Source organism: Microlunatus capsulatus, assembly GCF_017876495.1.
Classification (GTDB): Bacteria; Actinomycetota; Actinomycetes; order Propionibacteriales; family Propionibacteriaceae; genus Microlunatus; species Microlunatus capsulatus.
Genome location: NZ_JAGIOB010000001.1, coordinates 1,765,743 through 1,790,837, shown reverse-complemented (window position 1 = coordinate 1,790,837; position 25,095 = coordinate 1,765,743). Strand labels below are relative to the sequence as shown.

The window sequence follows — 25,095 nt, the reverse complement described above, 5'->3', positions numbered from 1 at the left end:
TGCTGGTCACCGACGGCTCAGGCTAGCGGTCCGGCTCACGAGCCGCTCGGCACGTAGGTCTCCAGCGCCAGGCCGGCGCGCAGCGTGCGGCGGAGCGCCCCGAGGTCGGCGGGCAGCAGGCCGGCTGCCCGGGCCTGCACCGCGAGGTTGCCCAGCGCGGTGGCCTCGACCGGTCCGGACAGCACGGTGCGGCCCGACAGGTCGGCGGTGAGCTGGCACAGCAGGGCGTTCCGGCTGCCGCCGCCGACGAGGTGCACCACCGCGGCCCGCTGCCCGGACAGGGCCTCGGCCTCGGCGGTGGTGCGGGCGTAGGCGACGGCCAGCGAGTCGAGCACGGCCCGCACCAGCGCGGCCCGCGTCGGCGGTGCGGTGCCGCCGGCCGCCTGCACCGCGCGGGCGATGCGGCGGGGCATGTCGCCCGGGGCGATGAGGTCGGGGGCGTCGACGTCGAAGACGGGCCCGCCGGCCGGCAGCGCGGCGGCCGCGGCCAGCAGCGCGTCCTGGTCGGGGGCCGGGCCCTCCTCGGCCCAGTGCCGCAGGCTCTCCTGCAGCAGCCACAGGCCGCCCTCGTTGCGCAGGTAGCGGGTGCGGCCGTCGACCCCGCCCTCGTTGGTGAAGTTCGCCGCACGGCTCTGCGGCGTCAGCACCGGCGCGTCGAGCTCGAGGCCCACCAGCGACCAGGTGCCGGAGGAGACGTAGGCGAAGGCCCGGTCCTCGGCCGGCACGCCGACGACGGCGGAGGCGGTGTCGTGGGAGCCGACGGCGACCACCGTCGTCGTCGGGTCCAGGCCGGTCCGCCGGGCCACGTCGGGCAGCAGCGGGCCGAGGGTCTCCCCGGGCTGGATGAGCGGGGGGAAGAGGTCCAGCGGCAGGCCGAGCGCCTCGAGCAGCTCGGTCGACCAGGTCCGGGTGGTGGCGTCCAGCAGCCCGGTGGTGGAGGCGTTCGTCGCCTCGGTGCGGCGCTCGCCGGTCAGCCAGCAGGCCAGCAGGTCGGGCAGCAGCAGGGCCTGCGCCACCCGCGGCCACAGCGGGCCCTCGCGCTCGGCCGAGAGCTGGTAGAGGGTGTTGAAGGGCAGGAACTGCAGGCCGGTGACGGCGTACAGCCGGGCCGGGTCGACGCGGCGGTGCACGAGGTCGACGACGGACGCGGTGCGGCCGTCGCGGTAGGCGACCGGCTCGGCCAGCAGGGCGCCGTCGGACCCCAGCAGGCCGTAGTCGACCGCCCAGGTGTCGATGCCGACGCTGCGGACGCCCGGGTGGCGGGCGGCCAGCGCCGTCAGCCCGGTCAGCACCTCGGCGAACAGGCCCGTGAGGTCCCAGCGAAGGTGCCCGTCGACCTCGACGGCGCCGTTGGCGAACCGGTGCACGACCTCGAGGTGCAGCCCGTCGTCGTCGAGGACCCCGGCGACCACCCGGCCGCTGGACGCGCCGATGTCGACGGCGCCGAAGACCGCTCCGTCGGCCCCGGGGCGCGCGGGAGCGGTCACCGCAGGAACGCGGCGGCGACGCCGGCGTCGACGGGCACGTGCAGGCCGGTGGTGTGGCTGAGGTCGGCCGAGCACAGCACGAACACCGCGTTCGCCACGTGCTCGGGCAGCACCTCGCGCTTGAGCAGCGTCCGCTGGGCGTAGAAGGCACCCAGCTCCTCCTCGGGCACCCCGTAGACGGCGGCGCGCTTGGCGCCCCAGCCGCCGGCGAAGATGCCCGAGCCGCGCACGACGCCGTCGGGGTTGATGCCGTTGACCTTGACGCCGTGCTCGCCCAGCTCGGCGGCCAGCAGCCGGACCTGGTGGGCCTGGTCGGCCTTGGTCGCGGAGTAGGCGATGTTGTTCGGGCCGGCGAAGACGGAGTTCTTGCTGCTGATGTAGACGACGTCCCCGCCGAGCTCCTGCTCGATGAGCACCTTGGCCGCGGCCCGGGCGACGAGGAACGAGCCCTTGGCCATCACCGCGTGCTGCAGCTCCCAGTCGGCGACGGTGGTCTCCAGCAGCGACTTCGACAGCGACAGCCCGGCGTTGTTCACCACGAGGTCGAGCCCGCCGAAGGCGAGCAGGCAGGCGTCGACGGCGGCCTGCACGGCGGCCTCGTCGGTGACGTCGGCGGCCACCCCGACGGCGATGTCGGTCGAGCCCATCTCGGCGGCCGCGGCGCTGGCCTTCGCGGCGTCGAGGTCGGCGATGATGACGCAGGCGCCCTCGGCGGCCAGCCGGGTCGCGATGGCCTTCCCGATGCCCGAGGCGGCGCCGGTGACCAGGGCGATCCGGGTGGCCAGCGGCTTCGGCGCGGGCATCCGCGCGAGCTTGGCCTCCTCCAGCGCCCAGTACTCGATCCGGAACTTCTCCGCCTCGTCGATGGGCGCGTAGTGGGAGATCCCCTCGGCGCCGCGCATGACATTGATCGCGTTGACGTAGAACTCCCCGGCGACCCGGGCGGTCTGTGCGTCCTTGCCGTAGGTGAACATGCCGACGCCGGGCACCAGCACGACGAGCGGGTCGGCGCCGCGGAGGGCGGGGGAGTCCGGCGTCGCGTGCCGGTCGTAGTAGGCCTGGTAGTCCGCGCGGTAGGCGGCGTGCAGCTCGCGCAGCCGGGCGAGGCCGTCCTCGACGGACGCGTCGGCCGGCAGGTCGAGGACCAGCGGCTTCACCTTGGTGCGCAGGAAGTGGTCGGGGCAGGAGGTGCCCAGCGCGGCGAGCCGCGGGTGCTCGGTCGCGGCGAGGAAGTCCAGCACCACGTCGGCGTCGGTGAAGTGGCCGACGACGGGCTTGTCGTGGGAGGCCAGCCCGCGCAGCGTCGGCGCCAGCGCGGCCGCCTTCGCGCGGCGCTCGGCCGCCGGCAGCGGGCCGTAGCCCTCCAGCGGCGGGCCGAACGGCTCGGGCCGGCTGTGCTCGGCGATCCACGCGGCGGCGGTGTCGATGATACGCAGGCTGTGCTCCTCGGCCTCGGCGGAGGTCTCGCCCCAGGCCGTGATCCCGTGCCCGCCGAGGATGCAGCCGATCGCCTCGGGGTGCTCCGCCTGGATCGCCGCGATGTCCAGGCCCAGCTGGAAGCCGGGCCGGCGCCAGGGCACCCAGACGACGGTGCCGCCGAAGATCTGCTGCGTCAGGGCCTCGCCGTCGGCCGCGGTGGCCAGCGCGATCCCGGCGTCGGGGTGCAGGTGGTCGACGTGCGGCGCGTCGACCAGCGCGTGCATCGCCGTGTCGATGCTGGGCGCGGCGCCGCCGAGGCCGTGCCGGCAGTAGTCGAACGCCGCCACCATCTCGTCCTCGCGCTCCACGCCCGGGTAGACCCCGGCCAGCGCCCGCACCCGGTCCAGCCGCAGCACGGCCAGCCCCGGCTCGGTCAGGGTGCCGAGGTCGCCGCCCGAGCCCTTGACCCACAGCAGCTCGACGTCCCCCCCGGTGACCGGATCGGTCGCGGTGCCCTTCGCGGAGGTGTTCCCGCCGGCGTAGTTGGTGTTCTTCGGGTCCGCGCCGAGGCGGTTGGAGCGGCCGATCAGGTCGGCGACGGTCTCGTTCATCAAGGTCTCCCAGGGTTGGAGGTCGGGTGCGCCGGACCGCGCGCCGCCGAACGGAGGAGGAGCGGGTCGACACGTTCTTCCGTCGACCCGCGACGACGACGTCGGCGGGTCAGAGCGCGGGGCGCGCCCGAGCGGAGCGAGGGCAGAAGATCAGGCGCCCCAGCCCGACTGCGCGCCGCCGACCCGCTCCTCGGCGATCTGGCGCTGGTAGCCGGACTCGGCGTAGGCGCGCACCGGGTCGGCGGGCAGGCCGCGGCTCTCGCGCCAGGCGGCGAGGTCGGGCCGCACGTCGGTGTAGAAGGCGTCCATCAGCACGGCGTTGGCGCCGAGCACGTCGCCCTCGTCCTGGGCGGTGCGCAGCGCGGTCGTGTCGACGAGCAGCGCCCGCGCCGTCATCTCCTGCACGTTGAGCACCGAGCGGATCTGGCCGGGGATCTTGTCCTCGACGTTGTGGCACTGGTCGAGCATGAAGGCGACGGGGGAGTCCGGGCCGTAGCCGCCGCCGCGGACGACCTCGTAGAGGATCCGGAACAGCTGGAACGGGTCGGCCGCCCCGACGATGAGGTCGTCGTCGGCGTAGAAGCGGGAGTTGAAGTCGAAGGAGCCGAGCTTCCCGAGCCGCAGCAGCTGGGCGACGATGAACTCGATGTTGGTGCCGGGGGCGTGGTGCCCGGTGTCGAGGCAGACCAGCGCGCGGTCGCCGAGGGCGCTCACCTGCGCGTAGGAGGTGCCCCAGTCGGGGACGTCGGTGTGGTAGAACGCCGGCTCGAAGAACTTGTACTCCAGCACCAGCCGCTGCTGGGGCCCCAGCCGGTCGTAGATCAGCCGCAGGCTCTCGGCCAGCCGGTCCTGGCGGCCGCGGATGTCACCCTGGCCGGGGTAGTTGGTGCCGTCGGCCAGCCAGATCTTGAGGTCCCGGGAGCCGGTCTGGTCCATGATGTCGAGGCACTCGAGGTGGTGGTCGACGGCCTTGCGGCGGACCGCCTCGTCGGTGTGGGTCAGGCTGCCGAACTTGTAGAGGTCGTCCTGGAAGGTGTTGGAGTTGACGGTGCCCAGCGCCAGGCCGTGGTCGGCGGCGAAGCGGCCGAGGGCGGCGTAGTCGTCGACGCGGTCCCACGGGATGTGCAGGGCCACCGTCGGCGCCAGGCCCGTCAGCGCGTGCACCCGGGACGCGTCGGCGATCTTCTCCTGCACGGTGCGGGGGGTGCCGGGGGTGCCGAACACGCGGAAGCGGGTCCCGGAGTTGCCGAAGGCCCAGGAGGGCAGCTCGATGGCCTGGGCGGCCAGCCGGTCGGCGATGTCGGCGAATGCCACGGTCGACTCCTCAATGAGACGTTTCAAGTCGGTTGGCATGCTAGCGGGGCGTCCCCGGGCACGCAACGACGGCCCCGTGCGGCCCGGCCCCGGGGGGCAGCGAGCCGGACGATTGACAAGCCTCCGCAGCGGGTGGTTGCCTCCTCTTGATCGTTTCACAGGGCCGCTCGGCGGCCCACCCCGACCCGCAGGAGTGTCATGCCCGACTGGTCCGCCGCCCTCATCGTGCCCGGCTCGGAGCTCGACGGGGCCCCGCTGCTCCGCCGCGAGCTCACCCTGGACACCGGCCACGGGGAGGTCACCGCAGCCGTCCTGCACGCCACCGCGCACGGCGTCTACGAGGCCTTCCTCAACGGCCGCCCGGTCTCGGACGAGGTGCTGAGCCCCGGCTGGAGCGCTTACGAGTGGCGGCTCCGCTACCGCAGCCACGACGTCACCGACCTGCTCGAGCCCACCTCGGTGCTGGGCTTCGCCCTGGGCCACGGCTGGTGGGCCGGCCGGCTCGGCTGGAACGGCGGCCGCGGCTACTACGGCTCGGAGCTGGGGGTCCTCGCCCAGCTCGAGATCACCTTCGCCGACGGCCACGTCCAGCGCGTGGTCACCGACGAGGACTGGACCGCCGGGCCCTCGGCCGTGCTGGCCGACGACCTCTACGACGGCCAGACCGTGGACGCGCGGCGGTACTCCGACGCGTGGCTGCGGCCGGGGTTCGCCGGCGAGGGCTGGACCGGGGTCCGCACCGGCGAGCGCGACCTCGCCACGCTCACCCCCTACGTCGGCCCGCCCGTGCGGCGCCAGGCCGACATCGCCCCCGTCCGGACCTGGACCTCACCCGCCGGGGCGACGCTGGTCGACTTCGGCCAGAACCTCGTCGGCTGGGTCCGGGTGCGGGTCAGCGGGCCCGCCGGCACCGAGGTGACCCTGCGGCACGCCGAGGTCCTCGAGCACGACGAGCTGGGCGTCCGCCCGCTGCGCAGCGCGCTGGCGACCGACCACTTCGTGCTGAGCGGCGGCGAGGACGTCTTCGAGCCCACCTTCACCTTCCACGGCTTCCGCTACGCCGAGGTCCAGGGGTGGCCCGGCGAGCTGGCCGACGGCGACCTCACCGCCGTCGTCGTGTCCTCCGACCTGGAGCGCACCGGTGAGTTCTCCTGCTCCCACCCGCTGCTGGGCCGGCTGCACGAGAACGCCGTCTGGGGGACCGTCGGCAACTTCCTCGACGTCCCCACCGACTGCCCCCAGCGCGACGAGCGGCTGGGCTGGACCGGCGACATCGCCGCCTTCACGCCGTCGGCGGCGTTCCTGTTCGACGTCGAGCCCTTCCTGCGGGACTGGCTGCGCGACCTCGCGGCCGAGCAGCAGGCGGCCGACGGGATGGTGGCCTTCGTCATCCCCGACGTGCTCAAGTACGTGACGAAGGACGACCCGGAGGCCAGCGCGTTCCCCGACCCCGACTCCACCGCCGTCTGGAGCGACGCCGCCGTCTGGGTGCCGTGGGCGCTGTGGCAGGCCTACGGCGACCTCTCGGTGCTGGCCGACCAGTACGACTCGATGACCGCGCACGTCCGCCGGGTCGAGACGCTGACCTCACCGACCGGCCTGTGGGACACCGGCTTCCAGTTCGGCGACTGGCTGGACCCGACGGCCCCGCCCGAGAACCCGATCCTGGCCAAGGCCGACAACGGCGTCGTCGCGACGGCCTGCCTCTACCGCAGCGCCACCCTGGTGGCCGAGACGGCGGGGCTGCTGGGCCGGTCCGAGGACCAGGCGCACTTCGCCGAGGTCGCGGCCCGCACGCGCGCGGCGTTCTTGGAGCACTACGTCGGGGCCGACGGGCGGATCACCAGCGACGCCGTCACCGTCTACGCGCTGGCCATCGTCTTCGGTGTTGTCGAGGGCGAGCAGCGCCGGCTGGCGGGGGAGCGGCTGGCCGCCCTCGTCGACGAGGGCGGCTACCACATCCAGACCGGCTTCGCGGGCACGCCGTTCGTCACCGACGCGCTGACCACGACGGGACACCTGGACGCCGCCTACCGGCTGCTGCTGCAGGAGGAGTGCCCGTCCTGGCTGTACCCCGTGACGATGGGCGCGACGACGATCTGGGAGCGCTGGGACTCGATGCTGCCGGACGGCACCATCAACCCGGGGCAGATGACGAGCTTCAACCACTACGCCCTGGGCGCCGTCGTCGACTGGATGCACCGCACCCTCGGCGGCCTCGCACCGCTGGAGCCCGGCTACGCGAAGGTGCTCGTCGCCCCGCAGCCCGGGGGCGGCATCACCTGGGCGAAGACCGCCCTGCAGACCCGGCACGGCCGCGTCGCGGTCTCCTGGTCCACCGAGGGGGCCGAGGGCCTCGTCGTCGACGTCGAGCTGCCGGAGGGCGTCAGCGCCCTGGTCCGGCTGCCCGACGGCACCGAGCGCGAGGTGGGCGCCGGCACCTCCCGGGTGGCGGCGGCGACCGCCGGCGCCTGACGAGCGGGAGGCGGGGCCGCGGCTGACCAGCCGCGGCCTCGTCTCGATCGTTTCAGAATGCCGCTCGGACGGAAGCTCGATCCTCCAGGGCGGTAGGACCGCTGGGTAAGCGCTTGCCCCGCTCGGTGGAGCCATCCCGGCCGTGACTAGCGGGAACGCGGTCGGCCGCGCCCCGAGGGCCGCGACCGGCTGCCGCCGGGATCGCGGCGCGGTGACGATCGCGCCAACCTGTTGACGCGCACCCGTCGCTGCGCTAGCGTCCTCGCTTGAAACGATCCAGGCGACGATGCCGGTCGGCCCGCGGGCCCCGTCAGCTCTCGCTCACCCACACGGAGGTCCCATGAGGTTCAGCACGTCCGCCCGACGCGGTCTCGCGTTCGTGGCCCTGGCCACCGCCAGCACGCTGGTCGCCGCCGGCTGCAGCGCCGGCAGCCTCGGCAGCAGCACCGACACGGGGGAGGGCGGCGAGGCGGTCACCCTCACCTACCTGCTCGGCGGCAACGACGACGCGACCGTGGCCAGCGCCGCCAAGCTCGTCGAGGCCTTCCAGGCCGCCAATCCGGGGATCACCGTCGAGACCGAGTCCCGCCCCGGCGGCTCCGACGGCGACAACCTGATCAAGACCAAGCTCTCGACCCAGGACATGTCCGACGTCTTCGCCTACAACAACGGCTCCCTGCTGGCGGCGCTCAAGCCGACGACCAACCTCGTCCCGATGGCCGGCGAGGCCTGGGCCTCGACGCTGGACAAGGTGTTCGTCGACGCGACCACCGTCGACGGCCAGCTCTTCGGGGCGCCGAACGGCACGGCCTTCGGCGGCGGGGTCCTCTACAACACCAAGGTCTACGAGCAGCTGGGCCTGCAGATCCCCAAGACGTGGGACGAGTTCATGGCCAACAACGACAAGATCAAGGCCGCCGGGATCACCCCCGTCGAGGCCACCTACGGCGACACCTGGACCTCGCAGCTGCCGGTCCTGGCCGACTACGCCAACGTCGAGGCCGCCAACCCGGACTTCGCCGAGCAGTACACGGCCGGCCAGGCCAAGTACGCCACCACCCCGGCGGCGCTCGCGGGCTTCCAGCACATCGAGGAGCTGAGCAAGGGCGGGTACTTCAACAAGAACTTCGCCTCGGCCAAGTTCAACGACGGGCTCAAGGACATCGCCAGCGGCAAGGCCGCCCACTACCCGCAGATCGGCTCCGTCGCGGCCGGGCTCGACGCCCTGTCCGACGGCAAGACCAACGACGTCGGGATGTTCGCCTGGCCCGGCCAGGACGCGGGCAAGAACACGCTCACGGTGTGGTCGCCCAACGCCTTCTACATCCCGAAGACGACCGAGGGCGCGAAGCTGGAGGCGGCGAAGAAGTTCGTGGCCTTCACCCAGACCCAGCCGGGCTGCGACGCCGTCAGCAGCGCCGCCCTGCCGACCGGCCCGTACCTCAACAGCACCTGCACGCTGCCGGACGACGTGATCACCGTGGCCAAGGACACCAGCGCCTACTTCGAGGCGGGCGACGTGAGCCCGGCGCTGGAGTTCAAGTCCCCGATCAAGGGCCCGTCGCTGGAGCAGATCTGCATCCAGGTGGGCACCGGCCAGGAGAGCGGCGACAAGGGCGCGGCCCTCTACGACGCCGACGTGAAGAAGCAGGCCCAGCAGCTGGGCCTGCCCGGCTGGGACTGACCCCGGTCCGCTCCTGACCGCCCGCTCCTGACCGCCCGTCCTGACCGCCCGGCCCGGCCGTCGGCCCCCCTCGCGGGGGCCGGCGGCGGGGCGCCAGCCCGAGAGGCCCCGCATGGCCAACACCCTCAGCACCACGGACACATCGCGGCTCGCGGCGGCCGGCCCGGGTGCCCGGCCCAGCCCCACCGCTCGCGGGCGGACGGGGCCCTACCCCTACTGGTTCTACCTGCCGGGGGCGGTGATCTACGGGCTCTTCTTCGTGATCCCGACGTTCGCCTCCTTCTACTACTCCTTCACCCGTTGGGACCTGTTCACCTCCACCTGGATCGGCCTGGACAACTACCGCACGTTCTTCCAGGAGCAGGCGCTGCTGATCGGCCTGCGCAACACGCTCATCTACGCGTTCATGACCTCGGGGCTGAAGGTCGTCATCGGGATGGCCCTGGCGGTCCTGCTGACGTCGCAGATCATCGCCCGGGGCTACCTGCGCTCGGTGATCTTCTTCCCCGTCCTCGTGAGCACCATCGGGGTGGGCATCACCTTCACGGTGCTGCTCGACCCGGAGAGGGGGCTGGTCAACAAGGCGCTGGGCGCCGTCGGGGTGAGCGGGCCGGGGTGGCTCACCGACCCCGACCTCGCCATCTACTCGATCGGGCTGGTCGACATCTGGAAGGGCGTCGGGCTGGCCACGGTGATCTTCATCGCCGGCCTGGTCTCCATCCCGCAGGAGTACTACGAGGCGGCCCGGGTGGACGGGGCCAGCCGCTGGCAGGTCTTCCGCCGGATCACCCTGCCGCTGGCCAAGCCGGCCACCGCGAGCGTGATCACGCTCTCGCTGATCGGCGGCCTGCGCTCCTTCGACCTCATCTGGTCCATGACGCGCGGCGGCCCGGGGTTCGCCTCCGACGTCATCGCGTCGGTGATCTACAAGCAGTACCAGGCCGGGTTCTTCGGCCTCTCGACGGCGGGCAACGTGGTGCTCTTCCTGCTCGTGACCCTGATCGTCGTGCCCCTCACCTACTGGCTCAACAAGAACGAGGTCAGCTGATGAAGAACGCGCGGGGCACCCTGCTGGGGTCGGCGTCGATCCTGGTCACCTTCGTCGTGTTCGTCATCCCGTTCCTGTTCGTGGTCTCGATCGCCAGCAAGAGCGTCCGGGAGGCCGCGGACCTGGCCTTCACCCTGCCGACCCGCTTCGTGCTGCTCGACAACCTCGTCGCGGTGGTGCGGGCCCGGGACTTCCTCATGGTGATCGCGTTCATCAACTCGGTGGTCCTCACCGTGGTGAGCGTGACCGTGCTGGTGGTGCTGGGCTCGATGATCGCCTACGTCCTGCAGCGCCGGACCGGCAAGCTCAACGTCGCCGTCGGGCTGCTGGTGCTGGCCGGGCTCATCGTCCCCCCGGCCGTCGTGCCGACGATCTGGGTGCTGCAGAGCGTCGGGCTGTTCAAGACCATGCCGGGGCTGATCCTCGTCGAGATCGCCTTCGGGCTGCCCTTCAGCATCCTGCTGTTCCGGGCTTTCATCGCCGGCATCCCGCGCGAGCTCGACGAGGCCGCCCGGGTGGACGGCGCCAGCCCGGTCCGCACGTTCTTCCAGGTGATCTTCCCGGTGCTGCGCTCGGTGATCATGACCGTGGTGATCCTGCAGTCGGTGGCGATCTACAACGACTTCCAGAACCCGCTCTACTTCCTGCCGGGCACCCAGAACGCCACCGTCCAGCTGACCCTGTTCAACTTCCAGAGCCAGTTCAACACCCAGTACAACCTGCTGTTCGCGGGCATCCTGCTGGTCGCGATCCCGCCGCTGGTCATGTTCGTCTTCTTCAACCGCAAGATCGTCGAGGGCATGGCCGCCGGCTCCGTCAAGGGCTGACCCGCCGCGGCGCCGGGACCTCCGGTGCCGCGGCTAGGCTCGACCGCACCCCCGGACCACGAGAGGCTGACCGCAGAGCCCATGAGGATCGCGCTGTTCATCACCTGCCTGGCCGACGCGCTGTTCCCCGACGTCGGGCGGGCCACGGTCACCGTGCTCGAGCGGCTCGGCCACACCGTCGAGTTCCCCCGCGACCAGACCTGCTGCGGCCAGATGCACGTCAACACCGGCTACCAGGAGCAGGCACTGCCCCTGGTGCAGCGCTTCGCCGACACCTTCGCCCCCTACGACGCCGTGGTGGCGCCGTCGGGCTCGTGCGTGGGCTCGGTGCGGCACCAGCACGCGGTCGTGGCCGAGCGCTTCGGCTCCCCGCTCCTGCAGCAGCAGGTGGCGTCGGTCGCCGCCCGCACCCACGAGCTCTCCGAGCTGCTGGTCGACGTGCTGGGGGTCACCGACGTCGGCGCCTACTTCCCCCACCGCGTCACCTACCACCCGACCTGCCACTCGCTGCGGATGCTGCGGGTGGGGGACAAGCCGCTGCGGCTGCTGCAGGCCGTGCAGGCGATCGACCTCGTCGAGCTGCCGGGTGCCGAGGAGTGCTGCGGCTTCGGCGGCACCTTCGCGCTGAAGAACGTCGACACCTCCAGCGCCATGCTGGCCGACAAGATGCGGCACGTGAGCAGCACCGGGGCCGAGATCTGCACCGCCGGCGACAGCTCCTGCCTCATGCACATCGGCGGCGGGCTCTCCCGGCTGCGGGCCGGCGCCAAGACGGTGCACCTGGCCCAGATCCTCGCCGCGACGCGGGAGCGGCCGATGGTGCTGGCGCCGGGCGGCCAGGAGGCCGACGTGCATGCGGGCCCGACGGCGGTGGCCTGAGATGACCGCGGTCCGTCCTTCGTCCCCCGTGCTGCTGGGCATGCCGGCCCTGCCCACCTCGCCGCGCGGCACCGGCCACCTGCGCGGCGACGAGAGCTTCCCCGACGCCGCCCGCCGCTCGCTGACCGACACCCAGCTGCGCCGCAACCTCGGCAAGGCCACCCGCACCATCCGCGGCAAGCGGGCAGCCGTCGTCGCCGAGCTGCCCGACTGGGAGGCGCTGCGCGAGGCGGGCCGCCAGCTCAAGGTGCACACCATGGCCCACCTGCCGGACTACCTCGTCCAGCTCGAGGAGGCCGTGACGGCGCGGGGCGGCGTCGTGCACTGGGCCCGTGACGCCGAGGAGGCCAACCGCATCGTCGTCGACCTGGTCCGGGCCGCCGGCGCCGACGAGGTGGTCAAGGTCAAGTCGATGGCCACCCAGGAGATCGCGCTCAACGAGGCGCTGGAGGCGGCGGGCATCGCCGCGTTCGAGACCGACCTCGCCGAGCTGATCGTCCAGCTGGGGCACGACAAGCCCTCGCACATCCTGGTCCCGGCCATCCACCGCAACCGGGCGGAGATCCGGGAGATCTTCCTGCGCGAGATGGCCGACGTGGACCCGGAGCTCAGCGACGAGCCGGCCGCCCTGGCCGCCGCGGCCCGCCGGCACCTGCGGCGCAAGTTCCTCTCCGCGAAGGTCGCGGTCAGCGGGGCCAACTTCGCCGTCGCCGAGACCGGGACGCTGGCCGTCGTCGAGTCCGAGGGCAACGGCCGGATGTGCCTGACGCTGCCCGAGACGCTGATCACCGTGATGGGGATCGAGAAGCTGGTCCCGCGCGCGCAGGACCTCGAGGTGTTCCTGCAGCTGCTGCCGCGCTCGTCGACGGGGGAGCGGATGAACCCGTACACCTCGATGTGGACCGGTGTCACGCCCGGGGACGGCCCGCAGGCCTTCCACCTCGTGCTGCTCGACAACGGCCGGACGGCGGTGCTCAGCGACGCCCAGGGGCGCGACGCGCTGAACTGCATCCGCTGCAGCGCCTGCCTCAACGTCTGCCCGGTCTACGAGCGGGCCGGCGGGCACGCCTACGGCTCGGTCTACCCCGGCCCGATCGGGGCGATCCTGTCCCCGCAGCTGACCGGCATCGAGGACAACGCCTCGCTGCCGTACGCGTCCTCGCTGTGCGGCGCCTGCTACGACGTCTGCCCGGTCAAGATCGACATCCCGAGCATCCTGGTCCACCTGCGGGCCGAGCACACCGAGACCTACGCCGCCGAGCACCGGGTGCCCAGCGCGGAGGCGACCGCCATGGCGGCGGCGGCCTGGGTGATGCGCAACCCCACCCGGTGGACGCTGGCCCTGCGCAGCGGCCGGCTGGGGCGGGTGCTCGGCCGGCGCCGCGGGGTCATCGGCGAGGTGCCGCTGCCCGTGGCGTCGCAGTGGACGGCGACCCGCGACCTCAGCCGCCCGCCGCAGCAGACCTTCCGCGACTGGTGGGCCGCCGAGCACGCGTCCGCCGCACCGGAGCCCGACGGGCCGGGCGCCGACGGGCCGGGCGCCGACGGGTCGGAGGGCGCGCCGTGAGCGCGCGCGAGGAGGTGCTGGCCCGGATCCGCGCGGCGCACGCCGCCGCGCCGCCGCCCGACCTGCCCTACGCGACGCTGGCGCGGGACTACCGGACGACGTCGGAGCTCGACCACGAGGCGCTGGTGGAGCGGCTGGTGGACCGGCTGCTGGACTACAAGGCGCTGGTCCGTCGCTGCTCGGCCGACGAGCTGCCGGACGTGGTCGCGACGGCGCTGCGCGAGCGCGGGGTGCGGCGGCTGGTGGTGCCGGCCGGGACCGAGCCGCGCTGGCTGGCCGGCCTGGCCGACGACGTGGAGGTCCTGGCCGACGGGCCGGGCCCGGAGCAGCACCTCTCCGTGGCCGCGCTCGACGGCGCCGACGGGGTGTTCTCGGCCTGCGCGGTCGCGGTGGCAGAGACCGGCACCCTCGTGCTGGACGGGAGCGCGGGCCAGGGCCGCCGGGTCACCAGCCTCATCCCGGACTACCACCTCTGCGTGGTGCTGCCCGGCCAGGTCGTGGCCGACGTGCCGCAGGCCGTGCGGGCGCTCGACCTCACCCGTCCGACGACCATGATCAGCGGCCCCAGCGCGACCAGCGACATCGAGCTGAACCGGGTCGAGGGCGTGCACGGGCCCCGCACCCTCGAGGTGGTCGTCGTCGAGGGGTGAGCGCCCGGGCTCAGGCCAGGCGCATGATCACCAGCACGAGGATGATCACGACGAGCACTCCGATGATGGTCCCGATGATTCCTCTGTTCATGGCCGGAACGTAGCACCGGCGGACAGCGGTGGGGAGGGCTCGGACGACACCCTGAGCCGATCGTGAGGATCGGCGCCGCGGGACGGCGGCCGGGGCCGGCCGCGACCCCGCCCGGAGGCGGGGCCGCGACCGGGTGGTCAGTCCTGCGTGACCTGGATGACCGAGGGGCGCGGACCGCGCCAGGCGCCCTTGCGGGGCCGCGAGCCGGCCGCCACGTAGTCCGGGAAGAAGGAGACCTGCTCCTCCCAGGTGCCGTTCTCGCCCGGGTGCTGCACGGCGACGAACACCGAGCCGTCCTTGTCGTGGATGACCGGGCCGCAGGTCTCCGCTCCGGTCGGCACGGCGAGGAACTGCACGACGCGCCCGCGCTCCTCGCCCTCCAGCGGCACCCGGAACAGGCCGTCGTTCTTGCCGATCGAGCTGGGCTGGCCGTCGGTGGAGACCCACAGGTTGCCGCCGTTGTCGAAGGCGACGTTGTCCGGGCAGGAGATCGGCGCGACCGGGCCCTCGTAGCCGCCGAAGTAGGTGCCCGCCTGGCCCGTGTCGCCGCAGACCAGGAACAGGTTCCAGGCGAACGAGGTGGCGCCGGGGTCGCCGTGCCGCTCGGTGATCTCGATGACGTGGCCGTTCTTGTTGGCCGGCCGCGGGTTGGCCGCGTCGACCGCCGGGTTGGTGCCCGTGCCGCGCCGGTCGTTGTTGGTGCAGGCGACGTAGACCTTGCCCGTGCGCGGGTTCGGCTCGACGTCCTCGCAGCGGTCCATCGGTGTCGGCTTCACGACGTCGGCCGCGAGCCGGGTGTGCACCAGCACCTCCTCGACCGTGAAGCCGGGGACCATCGAGCGGCCGTCCAGCGTCAGCGGGATCCAGGCCCCCTGGCCCAGGTTGTCGTTCGTCGGCTTCTGGCTGCCGCTGAAGCGGGCGACGTACAGGTCGCCCTCGGTCAGCAGCTTCAGGTTGTGCCGGCGGGCGGCCTTGCTGGAGCCCGTGCGGTACTTCCAGCGGCTGACGAACTTGTAGAGGTAGTCGAAGCGCTCGTCGTCACCCATGTAGGCGACGACGGTGCCGTCGCGGCCGACCTGGACGTTGGCGCCCTCGTGCTTGAAGCGGCCCATCGCGGTGTGCTTGCGGGGGGTCGAGTCGGGGTCCGTCGGGTCGATCTCGACGACGTAGCCGAAGCGGTTCGGCTCGTTGACGTGGTCACCGCTGCGCGCGTCGAAGCGCGGGTCGATCGCCTCCCAGCCGTAGACGCTCGGGGTGTCGGTCAGGCCGTAGCGCTTGGAGCCCTTCGCGGCCGGGTCGGCGCGGAAGTAGCCGTTGAAGTTCTCCTCGCCCGACAGCACCGTGCCCCACGGGGTGGTGCCGCCGGCGCAGTTGCCGAAGGTGCCCTTGACCCGGGTGCCGCTCGGGTCGGCCGCGGTGCGCACCAGCTCGCTGCCGGCGGCGGGGCCGGTCAGCTGGAAGACGGTGTTCGCGGTGATCCGGCGGTTGTGCTCGCCGCCGCGGACGTAGCGCCACGGGCGGCCCTTGCCGCCGCGGCGCAGGTCCACGACGCTCATGCCGTGCGCGGCCATCAGCGTCCGCAGCACCTCGGCCTCGGCCGCGTCGTCGGCGGTCGGCGGGAACATGATCGCCCGGTTCGTGTACTCGTGGTTGCAGACCAGCAGGGCCTCGCGGCCGCGGCGGTCGGTGACCAGGATGTCCAGGTAGTCGTTGTTGTAGCCGAACTGCTCCTCCTGCGCCTCGGCGTCCGGGTGCTCCGGGTCGAAGGCGGGCGAGGTGTGGAACAGCGGGTCGCCCCAGCGCAGGATGGTGTTCCAGCGGTAGCCCTTCGGCACCGTCACCGCGTCGACGGTGTCGGCCACCGAGGCGATCGGGTCGAAGGCGAGCGGGGTGCGCGGGGCGCGGCGGCCGACGGCGGCCGCACCGGCGGCGGCCCCCGGCGCGGCGACGGCGTGCTGCGGGGCCAGCGTCGGCAGGCCCGCGGTCACTGCGAGGGCGCCGGCGCCGACCAGCAGCGTGCGCCGGTTCAGCTGCGTGCTGGCCACGTCGCGGAAGCTGGGGGCGTCGGAGGTGTTGGGCGCCGGGTGCGCGCACGCGCTGTCGCACTTGAGGTGGCAGGTCACCGCGCTGCGGTTGCCGTGGGTCTGGCCGAGCATGGGCAGGGTTTGCATGGGTCTCCGTCGGTCACCGGCGACACGGTCGCCGAGGGGCTGGACGGCTAGGAGCCTGGCGGGGTCAGGTGTCGTGCCGGTGTCCCCCGGGCGACCTCGCGGTGAAGCCCTGCCGCCGACCGTCCCGCTGCTCAGCCCGGCGGCTCGACACCCCAGAGCCGGGCGACGTGGCGGACGTCGGTGCCGCAGCACCCGCCCAGCACGGTCAGCCAGGGCAGCCGGGAGCGGATCGCGTCGTGGCCGGCGGCGAAGACGTCCAGGTCGCCCTCGTCCAGCTGCTCGGCCTCGTCCAGCTCAGCGTGGCTGGCGGTGGAGGCGTTGCAGCGGAGACCGCGGATCCGGGCCTGCCAGCCCCCGGGCTCGGCGAGCGCGCGCAGCACGTGCTGCGGGTGCGCGCAGTTGAGGAGGAAGAAGTCGGGGCCGCCGTCGGCGTCGACCTCCTCCACCGCGTCGGCCAGCAGGCTGCCGTCGGGCAGTCGGCCGTCGGTCTCCAGGGTGAAGGAGACGGCGACGGGCAGCCCGACCGAGCGGGCGGCCCGCACGACGCCCACCGCCTCGCCCGCCGTGGTCAGGGTGAGGGCGTCGGCCAGGTCGGCGCCGGCCTCGGCGAAGGCGGCCAGCTGCGGGCGGTGGTAGTCGGCGGCCTCGTCGGGGTCGACGGCGCCGTCGGTCCGGTAGCCGTCCCCCCGGGGGCCCAGCACACCGCTGACGGTGACGGCCGGCAGCCGGGCGGCGTAGTCCCCGCCGAGGTCGGAGAGGAACGCGACGGCCGCCCGGTTGGTCCGGGCCAGCGCGGCCGCGTCGACGGCCAAGCGCGCGCCCCAGTCGGGGTTCGCGCGCCACGTCGGCGTCTCCAGCAGCAGACCCACCCCGGCCCGTAGGGCCACCTCGGCGTAGCCGCGGTAGTAGGTCCGCAGCAGCGCCCGGCCCCCCTCGTCGTCGAGCAGCGGGAAGGCGGCGAAGAAGGGCAGCGGCACGCCGGCGTGGAAGACCAGGTCGGTCTCCAGCCCGCCGTCGGTGACGGTCGGGTGGGTCGCGGGCCGCAGGCCCGGGGTGGCGGTGGTGCTCACGCCCCCGTCCTAGCAGAGCCGGGGAGGCTCCACGAGGACGGGGAGCGCGCTCAGCCCAGGTGGCGCTGCAGCAGCGTGAGGTCGGCCGGGCTCAGCCGGTCACCGGAGGTGGCGGCCTGGTGCCAGAACGGGTAGGGGAGCGGCTGCGCGCTGACGGCGTCCAGCCGGTCTATCTCCTCGGGCGTGAGGGTCAGCTCGGCCGCGGCGAGGTTGTCGGCCAGCTGCTCCTCGGTCCGGGCGCCCACGATGACGGAGGTGACGGCCGGCTTCGCGATCGTGTAGGCCAGCGCGACCTGGGCGGCCGAGACGCCGTGCGCCTCGCCGACCGCGACCAGCTCCTCGATCGTGTCGTAGAGCTTGTCCTCGTCGTGGACGGGCGGCTCGCTCCACTCGCCGAGGTGCCGGCTGCCGGCCGGGGCGTCGACGCCGCGGCGGTACTTCCCGGACAGCAGGCCGCCGGCGATCGGGCTCCAGACCAGGATGCCGAGGCCCTGGTCGACGGCCAGCGGCACCAGCTCGTTCTCGATGTCGCGGGCCTGCAGGGAGTAGTAGACCTGCTGGCTGACGAAGGGCTGGTAGCCGTGCTTGTCGGCCGTCCAGAGCGCCTTGGTCAGCTGCCAGGCGGCGTAGTTGGAGCAGCCGACGTAGCGCACCTTGCCCGACTGGACGAGGGTGTCGAGCGCGTGCAGCGTCTCCTCGAGCGGGGTGTGGCCGTCCCACTCGTGCACCTGGTAGAGGTCGATGTGGTCGGTGCCGAGGCGGCGCAGGCTGGCCTCGGCGGCCCGGATGACGTGGTGCCGGGACAGCCCGGCGTCGTTCGGCCCGTCGCCCATCGGCATCCGCACCTTGGTGGCGACGAGGACCTCGTCGCGGGCGGAGCCGAGCGCGGCGCCGAGGATCTCCTCGGAGGTGCCGCTGGAGTAGACGTCGGCGGTGTCGAAGAGGTTGACCCCGGCGTCGCGGGCCAGGCCGATCTGGCGCTTGGCGCCCTCGACGTCGATCTGCCCGACGGCGGCGGCCCAGCCGCTGCCCCCGAAGCCCATGGTGCCGAGGGTGATGGTCGAGACGCGGAGGCCGGAGCGGCCGAGCTGGCGGTAGTCCATGGCCGGAGTCTAGGAACGGCCCGCGCGGACGCCCGACCAGGGTCCCGGGCGGGCGCCGTAGGGTGACCGCGACCTGACGCCGTCCGGAGGAGCCCCGGCATGACCGACCGACCCTGGCCGCAGCGCGCGTACGAGGGGGCGCTGCTGGTGCTGACCGCCGCGACGGGCGCCATCGACGCCGTCAGCTACCTGGCCCTGGACCGCGTCTTCACCGGCAACATGACGGGCAACGTGCTGTTCATCGGCTTCGGCCTCGTCGGGGTGGCCGACATCCCGCTGGTCAACAACCTCGTCGCGCTGCTGGCCTTCATGCTGGGCGCCGTGCTCGGCGGCCGGCTCTGCGGCGGACCCGGCCCGCGGGCGCGGCTGCGGCGGCGGACGCTGGTGATGCTGCTGGCCAGCACGGTGCTGGTGCTGGCCCTCGGCGCGGCGTGGCTGGCGCTGGGCCGGATCGGCACCCCGGTCATGGTGGTCATCACCGGGCTGCTGGCGCTGCTGCTGGGCGCGCAGGCGGCCGGGGTCAAGCAGGTCGGCATCCGCGACCTCTCGACGGTCGTGGTGACCATGACGATGGTCAACCTCTCGACCGACAGCCGGGCCGGCGGGGGCCGCGGCGAGGCCTGGCTGCGCCGGGTGGGCGCCATCGTGACGATGGGCCTCGGAGCGCTGGCCGCGGCGGCGGTCACCCGCTACCTGGGCGGGCCCTACGCGCTGCTGCTGGCGGGCGCGGTGATGCTCGTGGGCGTCCTGCTGCTGGGCCGGGCCCGGCGGCTCGACGCGCTCGGCGCGGCCTGACCCCGGCCGTCACCCCACGCCCGGCCGGGTTGTCAGCGCCGGTGGTCGTCCTGGCCACCACCGGCGCTGACCGGTCGGTCCGGCTGACTACTTCGCGGTCGCGAACGAGCTGACGCAGGCGCCCTGGTTGGCGAAGACCGGCTTGGTGCTGGTGGCCCAGCCGCCGTTCTTGCACTGCTCCTTGCTCGTCAGCACGACGGGCTTCGCGAAGGTGTAGCGGGTGCCGGCGAAGTTGATCGCATTCAGGACGCCGTCGCCCTTGACGCCGCTGCCCAGCGAGAAGCCGAAGGCCTGCACGGTGGCCGTCGGGAAGGCGGTGCGCCACTGGTCGAGGGTGCCGTGCCAGTCGGAGCCGGAGCCGCCTCCGGTGACCGGGGCGCCAGCCTTGACGAAGGTCTTCGCTGCGTTGTTGAGCCACCAGTCCTGTCCGTAGACGGGCTCTCCGACGAGGATCCCGTCGCGGGTGCCGTCGTTGTCGAAGTCGACGACCAGCTGGAAGCCAGGGACTCCACCGGCGGTGTTGGTGAAGTCGAGCGACGGCTCGCCGACGTCCGCCAGCGGGGTCGACGTGGCCACGTACTCGGCCACCTTGTCGGTGCCGGTGGCGCCGGTGGTCCAGACCCGGAGCCCGGTGCCGACGACCTCGTAGTGGCCGGTCGCCCGGGTGTCGGACAGGGCGGGGACGAAGTCGTCCGGGACGGCGATGGTGCCGGACGCCGCCGCGGAGGCGGGCAGGACGGCGGAGGCGGCCAGGACCAGGCCGACGGCGGCGGCGGTCAGGGCGGGCAGGGGCGAGCGCACAGAGAACTCCTCGAGGGTCGCGTCCCCGGACCGCACCGGCGCCGGGGGGCGTGGGTGGAGGGGAGCGCGGTCGAGCGTAGGGCGGCCGGCCGGGGCGCGCCGGAGAACGGTCGGCAGGACGCACATATGTGCGGGGACGTCGGTGTTCCCCCTCGTCAGCGCGGCGGTGTAGCGTCCGTGGCGACACCGGGGTCGAAGGGCGGGGAGACGATGACGCTGACGCGCAGGAGCGTGCTGGGCGGTGCGCTGGCCCTGCCGGCGCTGGCCCTCAGCGGGTGCGCGGGCACGGTCGCCCGGCCCGGTGACCTCTCCCGGCTGCGGATCATGGCTCCGGCCAGCCCCGGCGGCGGCTGGGACACCACGGCCCGGCTGCTGCAGCGGGTCATCCGCTCCACCGGGCTGGCCCGCAACGTGCAGGTGTTCAACGTCGAGGGGGCCGGCGGGACCATCGGCCTCGGCCAGCTCAGCCGCGAGTCCGACGACGCCCTGCTGATGATGATGGGCCTGGTCATGGTGGGCGCCGTCGAGACCAACAAGTCCGCCGTCAAGCTCACCGACGTCACGCCGATCGCCCGCCTGGTCGGCGAGGCCGAGATCGTCGTCGTCCCGGGGGACTCGCCCTACGACACCCTCGAGGACTTCGTCGGCGCCTGGAAGGGCGACACCCGCGGGCTGCCCGTCGCGGGCGGCTCGGCCGGCGGCACCGACCAGATCCTGGCCGGGCTGCTGGCCGGGGCGGGCGGGGTCGACCCGCGCCGGATCAACTACATCGCCTACTCCGGCGGCGGCGAGTCGCTGGCCGCGCTGCTGGGCGGGAAGGTCGCAGCCGGCATCTCCGGGGTGGGGGAGTACGGGCCGCAGGTGCTGTCCGGCGACCTCAAGGGGCTGGCCGTGTCCAGCGAGCAGCGCTCCGGCCAGGTCCCCGACGTCCCGACGATCTCCGAGGCCGGCTTCGACGTCGTGCTGTCCAACTGGCGCGGGCTGATGTCGCACCCGGGGCTGACGCCCGAGGCCCGCACGGCCCTGACCGACCTGGTCACCCAGGCGCACGACACCCCCGAGTGGAGGGACGTGCTGGCCAAGAACGGCTTCGACGACGTCTTCCTGCCCGGGGAGGAGTTCGCCGGCTTCCTGACCGAGGAGGAGAAACGCGTGCAAGCGATCCTGTCCGACATCGGGCTGACGTGAGCGCCCCGCCGGCCAGCGAGCGGGCGGCCGACCCCGTCGTCGCCGACCCGCCCGTGCGCGGCCCGCGCCGCGGCGAGCTCGCGCTCAGCGTCCTGCTGGTCGTCCTGGGCGCGTACCTGCTCCTCGACGCCCGCGGGATCGCCGTCCCCGGCTCCTCGAACACCGTCGGCCCGCGGTTCTTCCCCTACCTCGTGGGGGCGGCGACGGTCGTGGTGGGCGCGGTGCTCGCCCTGCGCATCCTGCGCGGCGACCGCGGTCCCGAGGAGGACGGCGAGGACATCGACCCCGACGCCCCCACCTCGTGGCGGGCGGTCGCCATCATCGCCGTCGCCTTCCTGGCCCACGCGCTGCTCATCAACGTCGTCGGCTGGCCGCTGGCCGTCACCTCCATGTTCGGCGTGGTCGCCTGGGCCCTGGGCGCCCGCGGCATCGTCCGCCCGCTGGTGGCCGGCGGCATCACCTCGGTGGTCGTCTGGCTGCTGTTCGTCAAGGCCCTGGGCGTCGTGCTGCCCGGCGGCGTCCTGCTCGAGCTCGCGACGGCGTGGCTGTGAGCGCCGGCGCCGGGCACCGGACCGGGAGCGGTGAGGGCTGATGGAGGCGCTCAACGAGCTGCTCAACGGCTTCGGCCAGGCCCTGACCCCGCTCAACCTGCTCTTCGCCCTGCTCGGGGTGCTGCTGGGCACGGCCGTCGGCGTGCTGCCCGGCATCGGCCCGGCCATGACGGTCGCCCTGCTGCTGCCCATCACCTACGTGCTGGAGCCCACGGCCGCGTTCATCATGTTCGCCGGCATCTACTACGGGGGCATGTACGGCGGCTCGACGACGTCGATCCTGCTGAACACCCCCGGTGAGTCCAGCTCGATCATGACGGCGCTCGAGGGCAACCGGATGGCCAAGGCCGGCCGGGGTGCGGCCGCCCTGGGCACCGCGGCGATCGGCTCGTTCGTCGCCGGCACCATCGCGACCCTGCTGCTGGCCCTGGTGGCCCCGACGGTGGTGGAGCTGGCCATCTCGATCGGCCCGGCCGACTACTTCGCGCTGGCCCTGCTGGCCTTCCTCGCGGTGGCCACCGTGCTGGGCTCCTCGCCGCTGCGCGGGCTCGCCTCGCTCTGCGTCGGGCTGTTCCTCGGCCTGGTCGGCACCGACCTGCTGACCGGTCAGCAGCGCTTCACCTTCGGGCTGCCGCAGCTGGCCGACGGCATTGACGTCGTCATCGTCGCCGTCGCCCTGTTCGCCGTCGGCGAGGCCCTTCACGTCGCCTCCCGGCTCCGGCACGGGCCGGTGGAGGTGATGAGCTCCAAGGGCTCCTTCATGACGAAGGAGGACTTCAAGCGCTCCTGGAAGCCGTGGCTGCGCGGGACCGCGTTCGGCTTCCCCTTCGGCGCGCTGCCGGCGGGCGGGGCCGAGATCCCGACGTTCCTCTCCTACGCCACCGAGCGCCGGCTGACCAAGCACCCCGACGAGTTCGGGCGCGGGGCCATCGAGGGCGTCGCCGGTCCGGAGGCGGCCAACAACGCGGCGGCCGCGGGCGTGCTGGTGCCCCTGCTGACCCTCGGCCTGCCGACCTCGGCGACCGCGGCGATCCTGCTCGCGGCCTTCCAGGGCTACGGCATCCAGCCGGGCCCGACGCTGCTGACGACGGAGTCGGCGCTGGTCTGGACGCTGATCGCCTCGCTGTTCATCGGCAACGTCATGCTGCTGGTGCTCAACCTGCCGCTGGTCGGCATCTGGGTGAAGCTGCTGAAGATCCCGCGGCCCTACCTCTACGCCGGCATCCTGCTGTTCGCCTCGCTCGGCTCGTACGCGGTCAACGCGCAGCCGCTGGACCTGGTCATCCTGCTGGTCCTCGGCCTGCTGGGCTTCGCGATGCGGCGCTTCGGCTGGCCCGTGGCGCCGGCGGTGATCGGGCTGATCCTCGGCCCCATCGCCGAGACCAACCTGCGGCGGGCGCTGGCCATCAGCGACGGCGACCTCTCGACGCTGGTGGACTCCTGGTTCAGCCGGGTCGTGCTGCTGGTCGCGCTGCTGGCGGTCGTCCTGCCGCCGCTGCTGAAGCTGACCCGCCGGCGCAAGGAGGCCCTGGTGTGACGGGGTCGGGAGGAGGTCCTGCGGTGAGCGCACGAGGTCCTGCGGTGCGGGGACAGGAGGAGGTCGGGGGATGAGTGCCGTCGTCGTGGGCTACGTGCCCAGCCCGGAGGGCCGCGCGGCCCTGGCCAAGGGCGTGGAGGAGGCCCGCTTCCGTGGGACCCGGCTGGTGGTGGTGAACACCACCCGCGGGGACGCCCTGGTGGACGAGCGCTACCTGCAGGACGGCGCCGTCGCCGCGCTGCTGGCCGAGCTGGACGCCCTGGACGTCGAGGCGGAGCTCCGCCAGGCCAGCGACGGCCAGGACGTCGCCGAGGACCTCGACCGGATCGCCGACGAGGTCGACGCCGAGCTCGTGGTCATCGGGCTGCGCCGCCGGACGCCGGTGGGCAAGCTCATCCTCGGCAGCGCCGCCAGCCGGATCCTGCTCACCGTCCACCGCCCGGTGATGGCCGTCAAGGCCTGAGCCGGTCCCCGCGGTCAGGCCGCGGGCACGGGGTAGGACTCCGCGAGCGCCGGGTGGTAGGCGGTGAAGTCGTCGGGCACGGGCGTGCCCTCGAGCGCCGCGTCCAGGCGGTCCAGGTAGTAGTGCCAGCCCGGGCCGACGGCGCTCGCGTCGTACGGCTCGGCCAGCCGGTGGGTGAACAGCAGCCGGGTTCGGCCCGCCTCCTCGGTGAGCCGCACGGTGAGGGGCCAGGGCCCGTCGGCGGTGCCCATCGTCACGTCGAGGCGGGTCGGGGGCTCGCAGCGGTCCACCTGGACGCGCTCGCCCGGGGCGCCCTCCTCGGCCGTCATCGACAGCAGCACCGACCCGCTGGCCGGGTCCCCGGTCCAGGAGCCGATCCAGCGCGCCGTCCGCCCGGGGTCGGTGAGGGCCGACCAGACGTCGGCGGCCGGGGCGTCGTAGAGCCGCTCGAAGCGCAGCAGCACCGCGCCGCCCTCGCGGACGACGGCGCCGAGGCGGCCGAGCGGGTGGCCGGTGGCCGGGGTGGTGCGGGTCTGGTTCACGGGGTGCTCCTGTCCCGGCGTCCTCGCCGGATCTCGGTGTCGAGGGCGTCCAGGCGGTGCGCCCAGTGCGCCCGGTAGGGCTCCAGCCACGCGTCGACCTCCTGCAGGGGGGCCGGCTCCAGGACGTAGAGCCGGCGGTTCCCGACCGCGCGGACGCGGGCCAGGCCCGCCTCCCGCAGCACCCGGAGGTGCTGGGAGACGGCCGGCTGGGAGATCCCGAACTCCTCGCCCACCCGCCCGCCGAGCTCCCCGGCCGCCTGCTCGCCGTCGCGCAGCAGCTCGAGCAGGCGTCGCCGGACGGGGTCGCCGAGGACGTCGAGCGCGTGCACGGGACCAGTGCAGCAGCACACGCTGCATAAGTCAACGCTTATGCAGGGGTGGTCAGGTCGTCCGCTCCGGACGGCCCGCCCGGGCGCGGAGGACCAGCACGGCGGCCAGGGCGAGCAGCGCGATGACCCAGAGGTTGACCTCGCCCCACACCCACGAGCCGCCGGCCGGGAGCAGCGCGCCGGCCGCCAGCGCGACCAGGGCGCCGCCGAGCGCCCCGACGACGAGCCCGAGGCCGGCGGCGACCAGCCGGCCGCGGCGTCCGGGCCGGCGGGCGAGGGCCGCGCCGGTCAGCGCGGCGGTGACGAGCAGGGCGACCAGGCCTGCGAAGAAGAAGGCGTTGACCCGAGGGTCGTCGAAGGGGTCCGCCCCGCGGGCGATCGTGGCGGCCTTGAGCGCGAACATCACGGCGGTGACCAGCGCGGCGACGAGCGCCCCGGTGAGCAGGCGGAGGGCCACGGGACTCCTTCCGGACGGTGGCCTCAGCGTAGGGCC

22 protein-coding genes are annotated in these 25,095 nt (G+C 73.6%); 12 read left to right on the top strand and 10 right to left on the bottom strand.

Annotated elements, in window-relative coordinates; translation table 11 throughout:
* Window positions 1-35: 35 nt before the first annotated feature.
* The 3 genes from JOF54_RS21440 to rhaI form a co-directional block, all read right to left on the bottom strand.
* On the bottom strand, window positions 36-1,487 hold the full coding sequence (locus tag JOF54_RS21440; RefSeq protein ID WP_210054655.1) for a rhamnulokinase: 1,452 nt from the start codon (window positions 1,485-1,487) through the stop codon (window positions 36-38).
* A complete protein-coding gene (locus JOF54_RS08285) occupies window positions 1,484-3,517 on the bottom strand; it encodes a bifunctional aldolase/short-chain dehydrogenase (RefSeq protein ID WP_210054653.1) in 2,034 nt (677 codons plus the stop codon). Before JOF54_RS08285 ends, JOF54_RS21440 begins: the two co-directional genes overlap by 4 nt.
* 150 nt (window positions 3,518-3,667) lie before the next feature.
* Window positions 3,668-4,831 carry an L-rhamnose isomerase gene (gene rhaI, locus JOF54_RS08280; RefSeq protein ID WP_307803965.1) on the bottom strand — a complete coding sequence of 388 codons (1,164 nt, stop codon included), beginning with the start codon at window positions 4,829-4,831 and terminating at the stop codon, window positions 3,668-3,670.
* Window positions 4,832-5,029: 198 nt separating this feature from the next.
* Here rhaI and JOF54_RS08275 point away from each other — a divergent pair, with 198 nt between their 5' ends.
* The 7 genes from JOF54_RS08275 to JOF54_RS08245 all read left to right on the top strand — a co-directional run bounded on the left by JOF54_RS08275 (window position 5,030) and on the right by JOF54_RS08245 (window position 13,961).
* A complete protein-coding gene (locus JOF54_RS08275) occupies window positions 5,030-7,306 on the top strand; it encodes an alpha-L-rhamnosidase (protein WP_210054649.1) in 2,277 nt (758 codons plus the stop codon).
* 340 nt (window positions 7,307-7,646) lie between these two features.
* A complete protein-coding gene (locus JOF54_RS08270) occupies window positions 7,647-8,990 on the top strand; it encodes an ABC transporter substrate-binding protein (RefSeq protein ID WP_210054647.1) in 1,344 nt (447 codons plus the stop codon).
* A 112-nt stretch (window positions 8,991-9,102) separates the two neighbouring features.
* Window positions 9,103-10,038, top strand: coding sequence for a carbohydrate ABC transporter permease (locus JOF54_RS08265; protein WP_210054645.1), 936 nt, complete (start codon window positions 9,103-9,105; stop codon window positions 10,036-10,038).
* Window positions 10,038-10,865, top strand: a complete 828-nt coding sequence (locus JOF54_RS08260) for a carbohydrate ABC transporter permease (protein ID WP_210054644.1) — start codon at window positions 10,038-10,040, stop codon at window positions 10,863-10,865. The genes JOF54_RS08265 and JOF54_RS08260 overlap by 1 nt, the downstream gene beginning before the upstream one ends.
* Before the next feature lie 81 nt (window positions 10,866-10,946).
* On the top strand, window positions 10,947-11,744 hold the full coding sequence (locus JOF54_RS08255; protein WP_210054642.1) for a (Fe-S)-binding protein: 798 nt from the start codon (window positions 10,947-10,949) through the stop codon (window positions 11,742-11,744).
* 1 nt (window position 11,745) lies between these two features.
* Window positions 11,746-13,311, top strand: coding sequence for a LutB/LldF family L-lactate oxidation iron-sulfur protein (locus JOF54_RS08250; protein ID WP_245358013.1), 1,566 nt, complete (start codon window positions 11,746-11,748; stop codon window positions 13,309-13,311).
* Window positions 13,308-13,961, top strand: a complete 654-nt coding sequence (locus JOF54_RS08245; RefSeq protein WP_210054640.1) for a LutC/YkgG family protein — start codon at window positions 13,308-13,310, stop codon at window positions 13,959-13,961. The genes JOF54_RS08250 and JOF54_RS08245 overlap by 4 nt, the downstream gene beginning before the upstream one ends.
* 228 nt (window positions 13,962-14,189) lie before the next feature.
* Here JOF54_RS08245 and JOF54_RS08240 read toward each other — a convergent pair whose 3' ends face one another.
* The 3 genes from JOF54_RS08240 to JOF54_RS08230 form a co-directional block, all read right to left on the bottom strand.
* Entirely contained in the window at window positions 14,190-16,223 is a 2,034-nt protein-coding gene (locus tag JOF54_RS08240) for a PhoX family protein (RefSeq protein WP_210054638.1), read from the bottom strand.
* Window positions 16,224-16,354: 131 nt separating this feature from the next.
* Window positions 16,355-17,293 (bottom strand): homocysteine S-methyltransferase family protein, encoded by a 939-nt coding sequence (locus tag JOF54_RS08235; RefSeq protein WP_210054636.1) that lies wholly within the window; start codon window positions 17,291-17,293, stop codon window positions 16,355-16,357.
* Between the two features lie 50 nt (window positions 17,294-17,343).
* Window positions 17,344-18,396, bottom strand: coding sequence for an aldo/keto reductase (locus JOF54_RS08230; RefSeq protein WP_210054635.1), 1,053 nt, complete (start codon window positions 18,394-18,396; stop codon window positions 17,344-17,346).
* 99 nt (window positions 18,397-18,495) lie between these two features.
* Between JOF54_RS08230 and JOF54_RS08225 the strand changes: the two genes are divergently transcribed.
* Window positions 18,496-19,191, top strand: a complete 696-nt coding sequence (locus JOF54_RS08225; protein WP_210054633.1) for a YoaK family protein — start codon at window positions 18,496-18,498, stop codon at window positions 19,189-19,191.
* 87 nt (window positions 19,192-19,278) lie between these two features.
* On the opposite strand, the gene JOF54_RS08220 is transcribed toward JOF54_RS08225, so the two are convergent.
* Entirely contained in the window at window positions 19,279-19,992 is a 714-nt protein-coding gene (locus tag JOF54_RS08220) for a hypothetical protein (RefSeq protein ID WP_210054631.1), read from the bottom strand.
* A gap of 177 nt (window positions 19,993-20,169) precedes the next feature.
* Between JOF54_RS08220 and JOF54_RS08215 the strand changes: the two genes are divergently transcribed.
* The 4 genes from JOF54_RS08215 to JOF54_RS08200 all read left to right on the top strand — a co-directional run bounded on the left by JOF54_RS08215 (window position 20,170) and on the right by JOF54_RS08200 (window position 23,731).
* Window positions 20,170-21,180: a Bug family tripartite tricarboxylate transporter substrate binding protein gene (locus tag JOF54_RS08215; RefSeq protein WP_210054629.1), complete on the top strand. Its 1,011-nt coding sequence runs from the start codon at window positions 20,170-20,172 to the stop codon at window positions 21,178-21,180.
* On the top strand, window positions 21,177-21,731 hold the full coding sequence (locus JOF54_RS08210; protein WP_210054627.1) for a tripartite tricarboxylate transporter TctB family protein: 555 nt from the start codon (window positions 21,177-21,179) through the stop codon (window positions 21,729-21,731). The genes JOF54_RS08215 and JOF54_RS08210 overlap by 4 nt, the downstream gene beginning before the upstream one ends.
* A 40-nt stretch (window positions 21,732-21,771) precedes the next feature.
* Window positions 21,772-23,268 (top strand): tripartite tricarboxylate transporter permease, encoded by a 1,497-nt coding sequence (locus tag JOF54_RS08205; protein ID WP_210054625.1) that lies wholly within the window; start codon window positions 21,772-21,774, stop codon window positions 23,266-23,268.
* Window positions 23,269-23,338: 70 nt separating this feature from the next.
* Entirely contained in the window at window positions 23,339-23,731 is a 393-nt protein-coding gene (locus JOF54_RS08200; RefSeq protein ID WP_210054623.1) for a universal stress protein, read from the top strand.
* Between the two features lie 14 nt (window positions 23,732-23,745).
* Here the strand turns inward: JOF54_RS08200 and JOF54_RS08195 are convergent, their stop codons facing one another.
* From JOF54_RS08195 to JOF54_RS08185, 3 genes are read right to left on the bottom strand one after another with little or no spacing between them, the layout of a single operon-like run.
* A complete protein-coding gene (locus tag JOF54_RS08195; protein WP_210054621.1) occupies window positions 23,746-24,273 on the bottom strand; it encodes an SRPBCC family protein in 528 nt (175 codons plus the stop codon).
* A complete protein-coding gene (locus JOF54_RS08190) occupies window positions 24,270-24,602 on the bottom strand; it encodes an ArsR/SmtB family transcription factor (protein ID WP_210054619.1) in 333 nt (110 codons plus the stop codon). Before JOF54_RS08190 ends, JOF54_RS08195 begins: the two co-directional genes overlap by 4 nt.
* 52 nt (window positions 24,603-24,654) lie before the next feature.
* Entirely contained in the window at window positions 24,655-25,059 is a 405-nt protein-coding gene (locus JOF54_RS08185; protein ID WP_210054617.1) for a hypothetical protein, read from the bottom strand.
* Between the last annotated feature and the right edge of the window lie 36 nt (window positions 25,060-25,095).

Coding starts and splice junctions, on each gene's coding strand:
- JOF54_RS08200 (WP_210054623.1), top strand. CDS start 23,339: ATGAGTGCCGTCGTCGTGGGCTACGTGCCCAGCCCGGAGGGCCGCGCG.
- JOF54_RS08265 (WP_210054645.1), top strand. CDS start 9,103: ATGGCCAACACCCTCAGCACCACGGACACATCGCGGCTCGCGGCGGCC.
- JOF54_RS08255 (WP_210054642.1), top strand. CDS start 10,947: ATGAGGATCGCGCTGTTCATCACCTGCCTGGCCGACGCGCTGTTCCCC.
- JOF54_RS08205 (WP_210054625.1), top strand. CDS start 21,772: ATGGAGGCGCTCAACGAGCTGCTCAACGGCTTCGGCCAGGCCCTGACC.
- JOF54_RS08230 (WP_210054635.1), bottom strand. CDS start 18,396: ATGGACTACCGCCAGCTCGGCCGCTCCGGCCTCCGCGTCTCGACCATC.
- JOF54_RS08270 (WP_210054647.1), top strand. CDS start 7,647: ATGAGGTTCAGCACGTCCGCCCGACGCGGTCTCGCGTTCGTGGCCCTG.
- JOF54_RS08275 (WP_210054649.1), top strand. CDS start 5,030: ATGCCCGACTGGTCCGCCGCCCTCATCGTGCCCGGCTCGGAGCTCGAC.
- JOF54_RS08250 (WP_245358013.1), top strand. CDS start 11,746: ATGACCGCGGTCCGTCCTTCGTCCCCCGTGCTGCTGGGCATGCCGGCC.
- JOF54_RS08285 (WP_210054653.1), bottom strand. CDS start 3,517: ATGAACGAGACCGTCGCCGACCTGATCGGCCGCTCCAACCGCCTCGGC.
- JOF54_RS08260 (WP_210054644.1), top strand. CDS start 10,038: ATGAAGAACGCGCGGGGCACCCTGCTGGGGTCGGCGTCGATCCTGGTC.
- JOF54_RS08240 (WP_210054638.1), bottom strand. CDS start 16,223: ATGCAAACCCTGCCCATGCTCGGCCAGACCCACGGCAACCGCAGCGCG.
- JOF54_RS08225 (WP_210054633.1), top strand. CDS start 18,496: ATGACCGACCGACCCTGGCCGCAGCGCGCGTACGAGGGGGCGCTGCTG.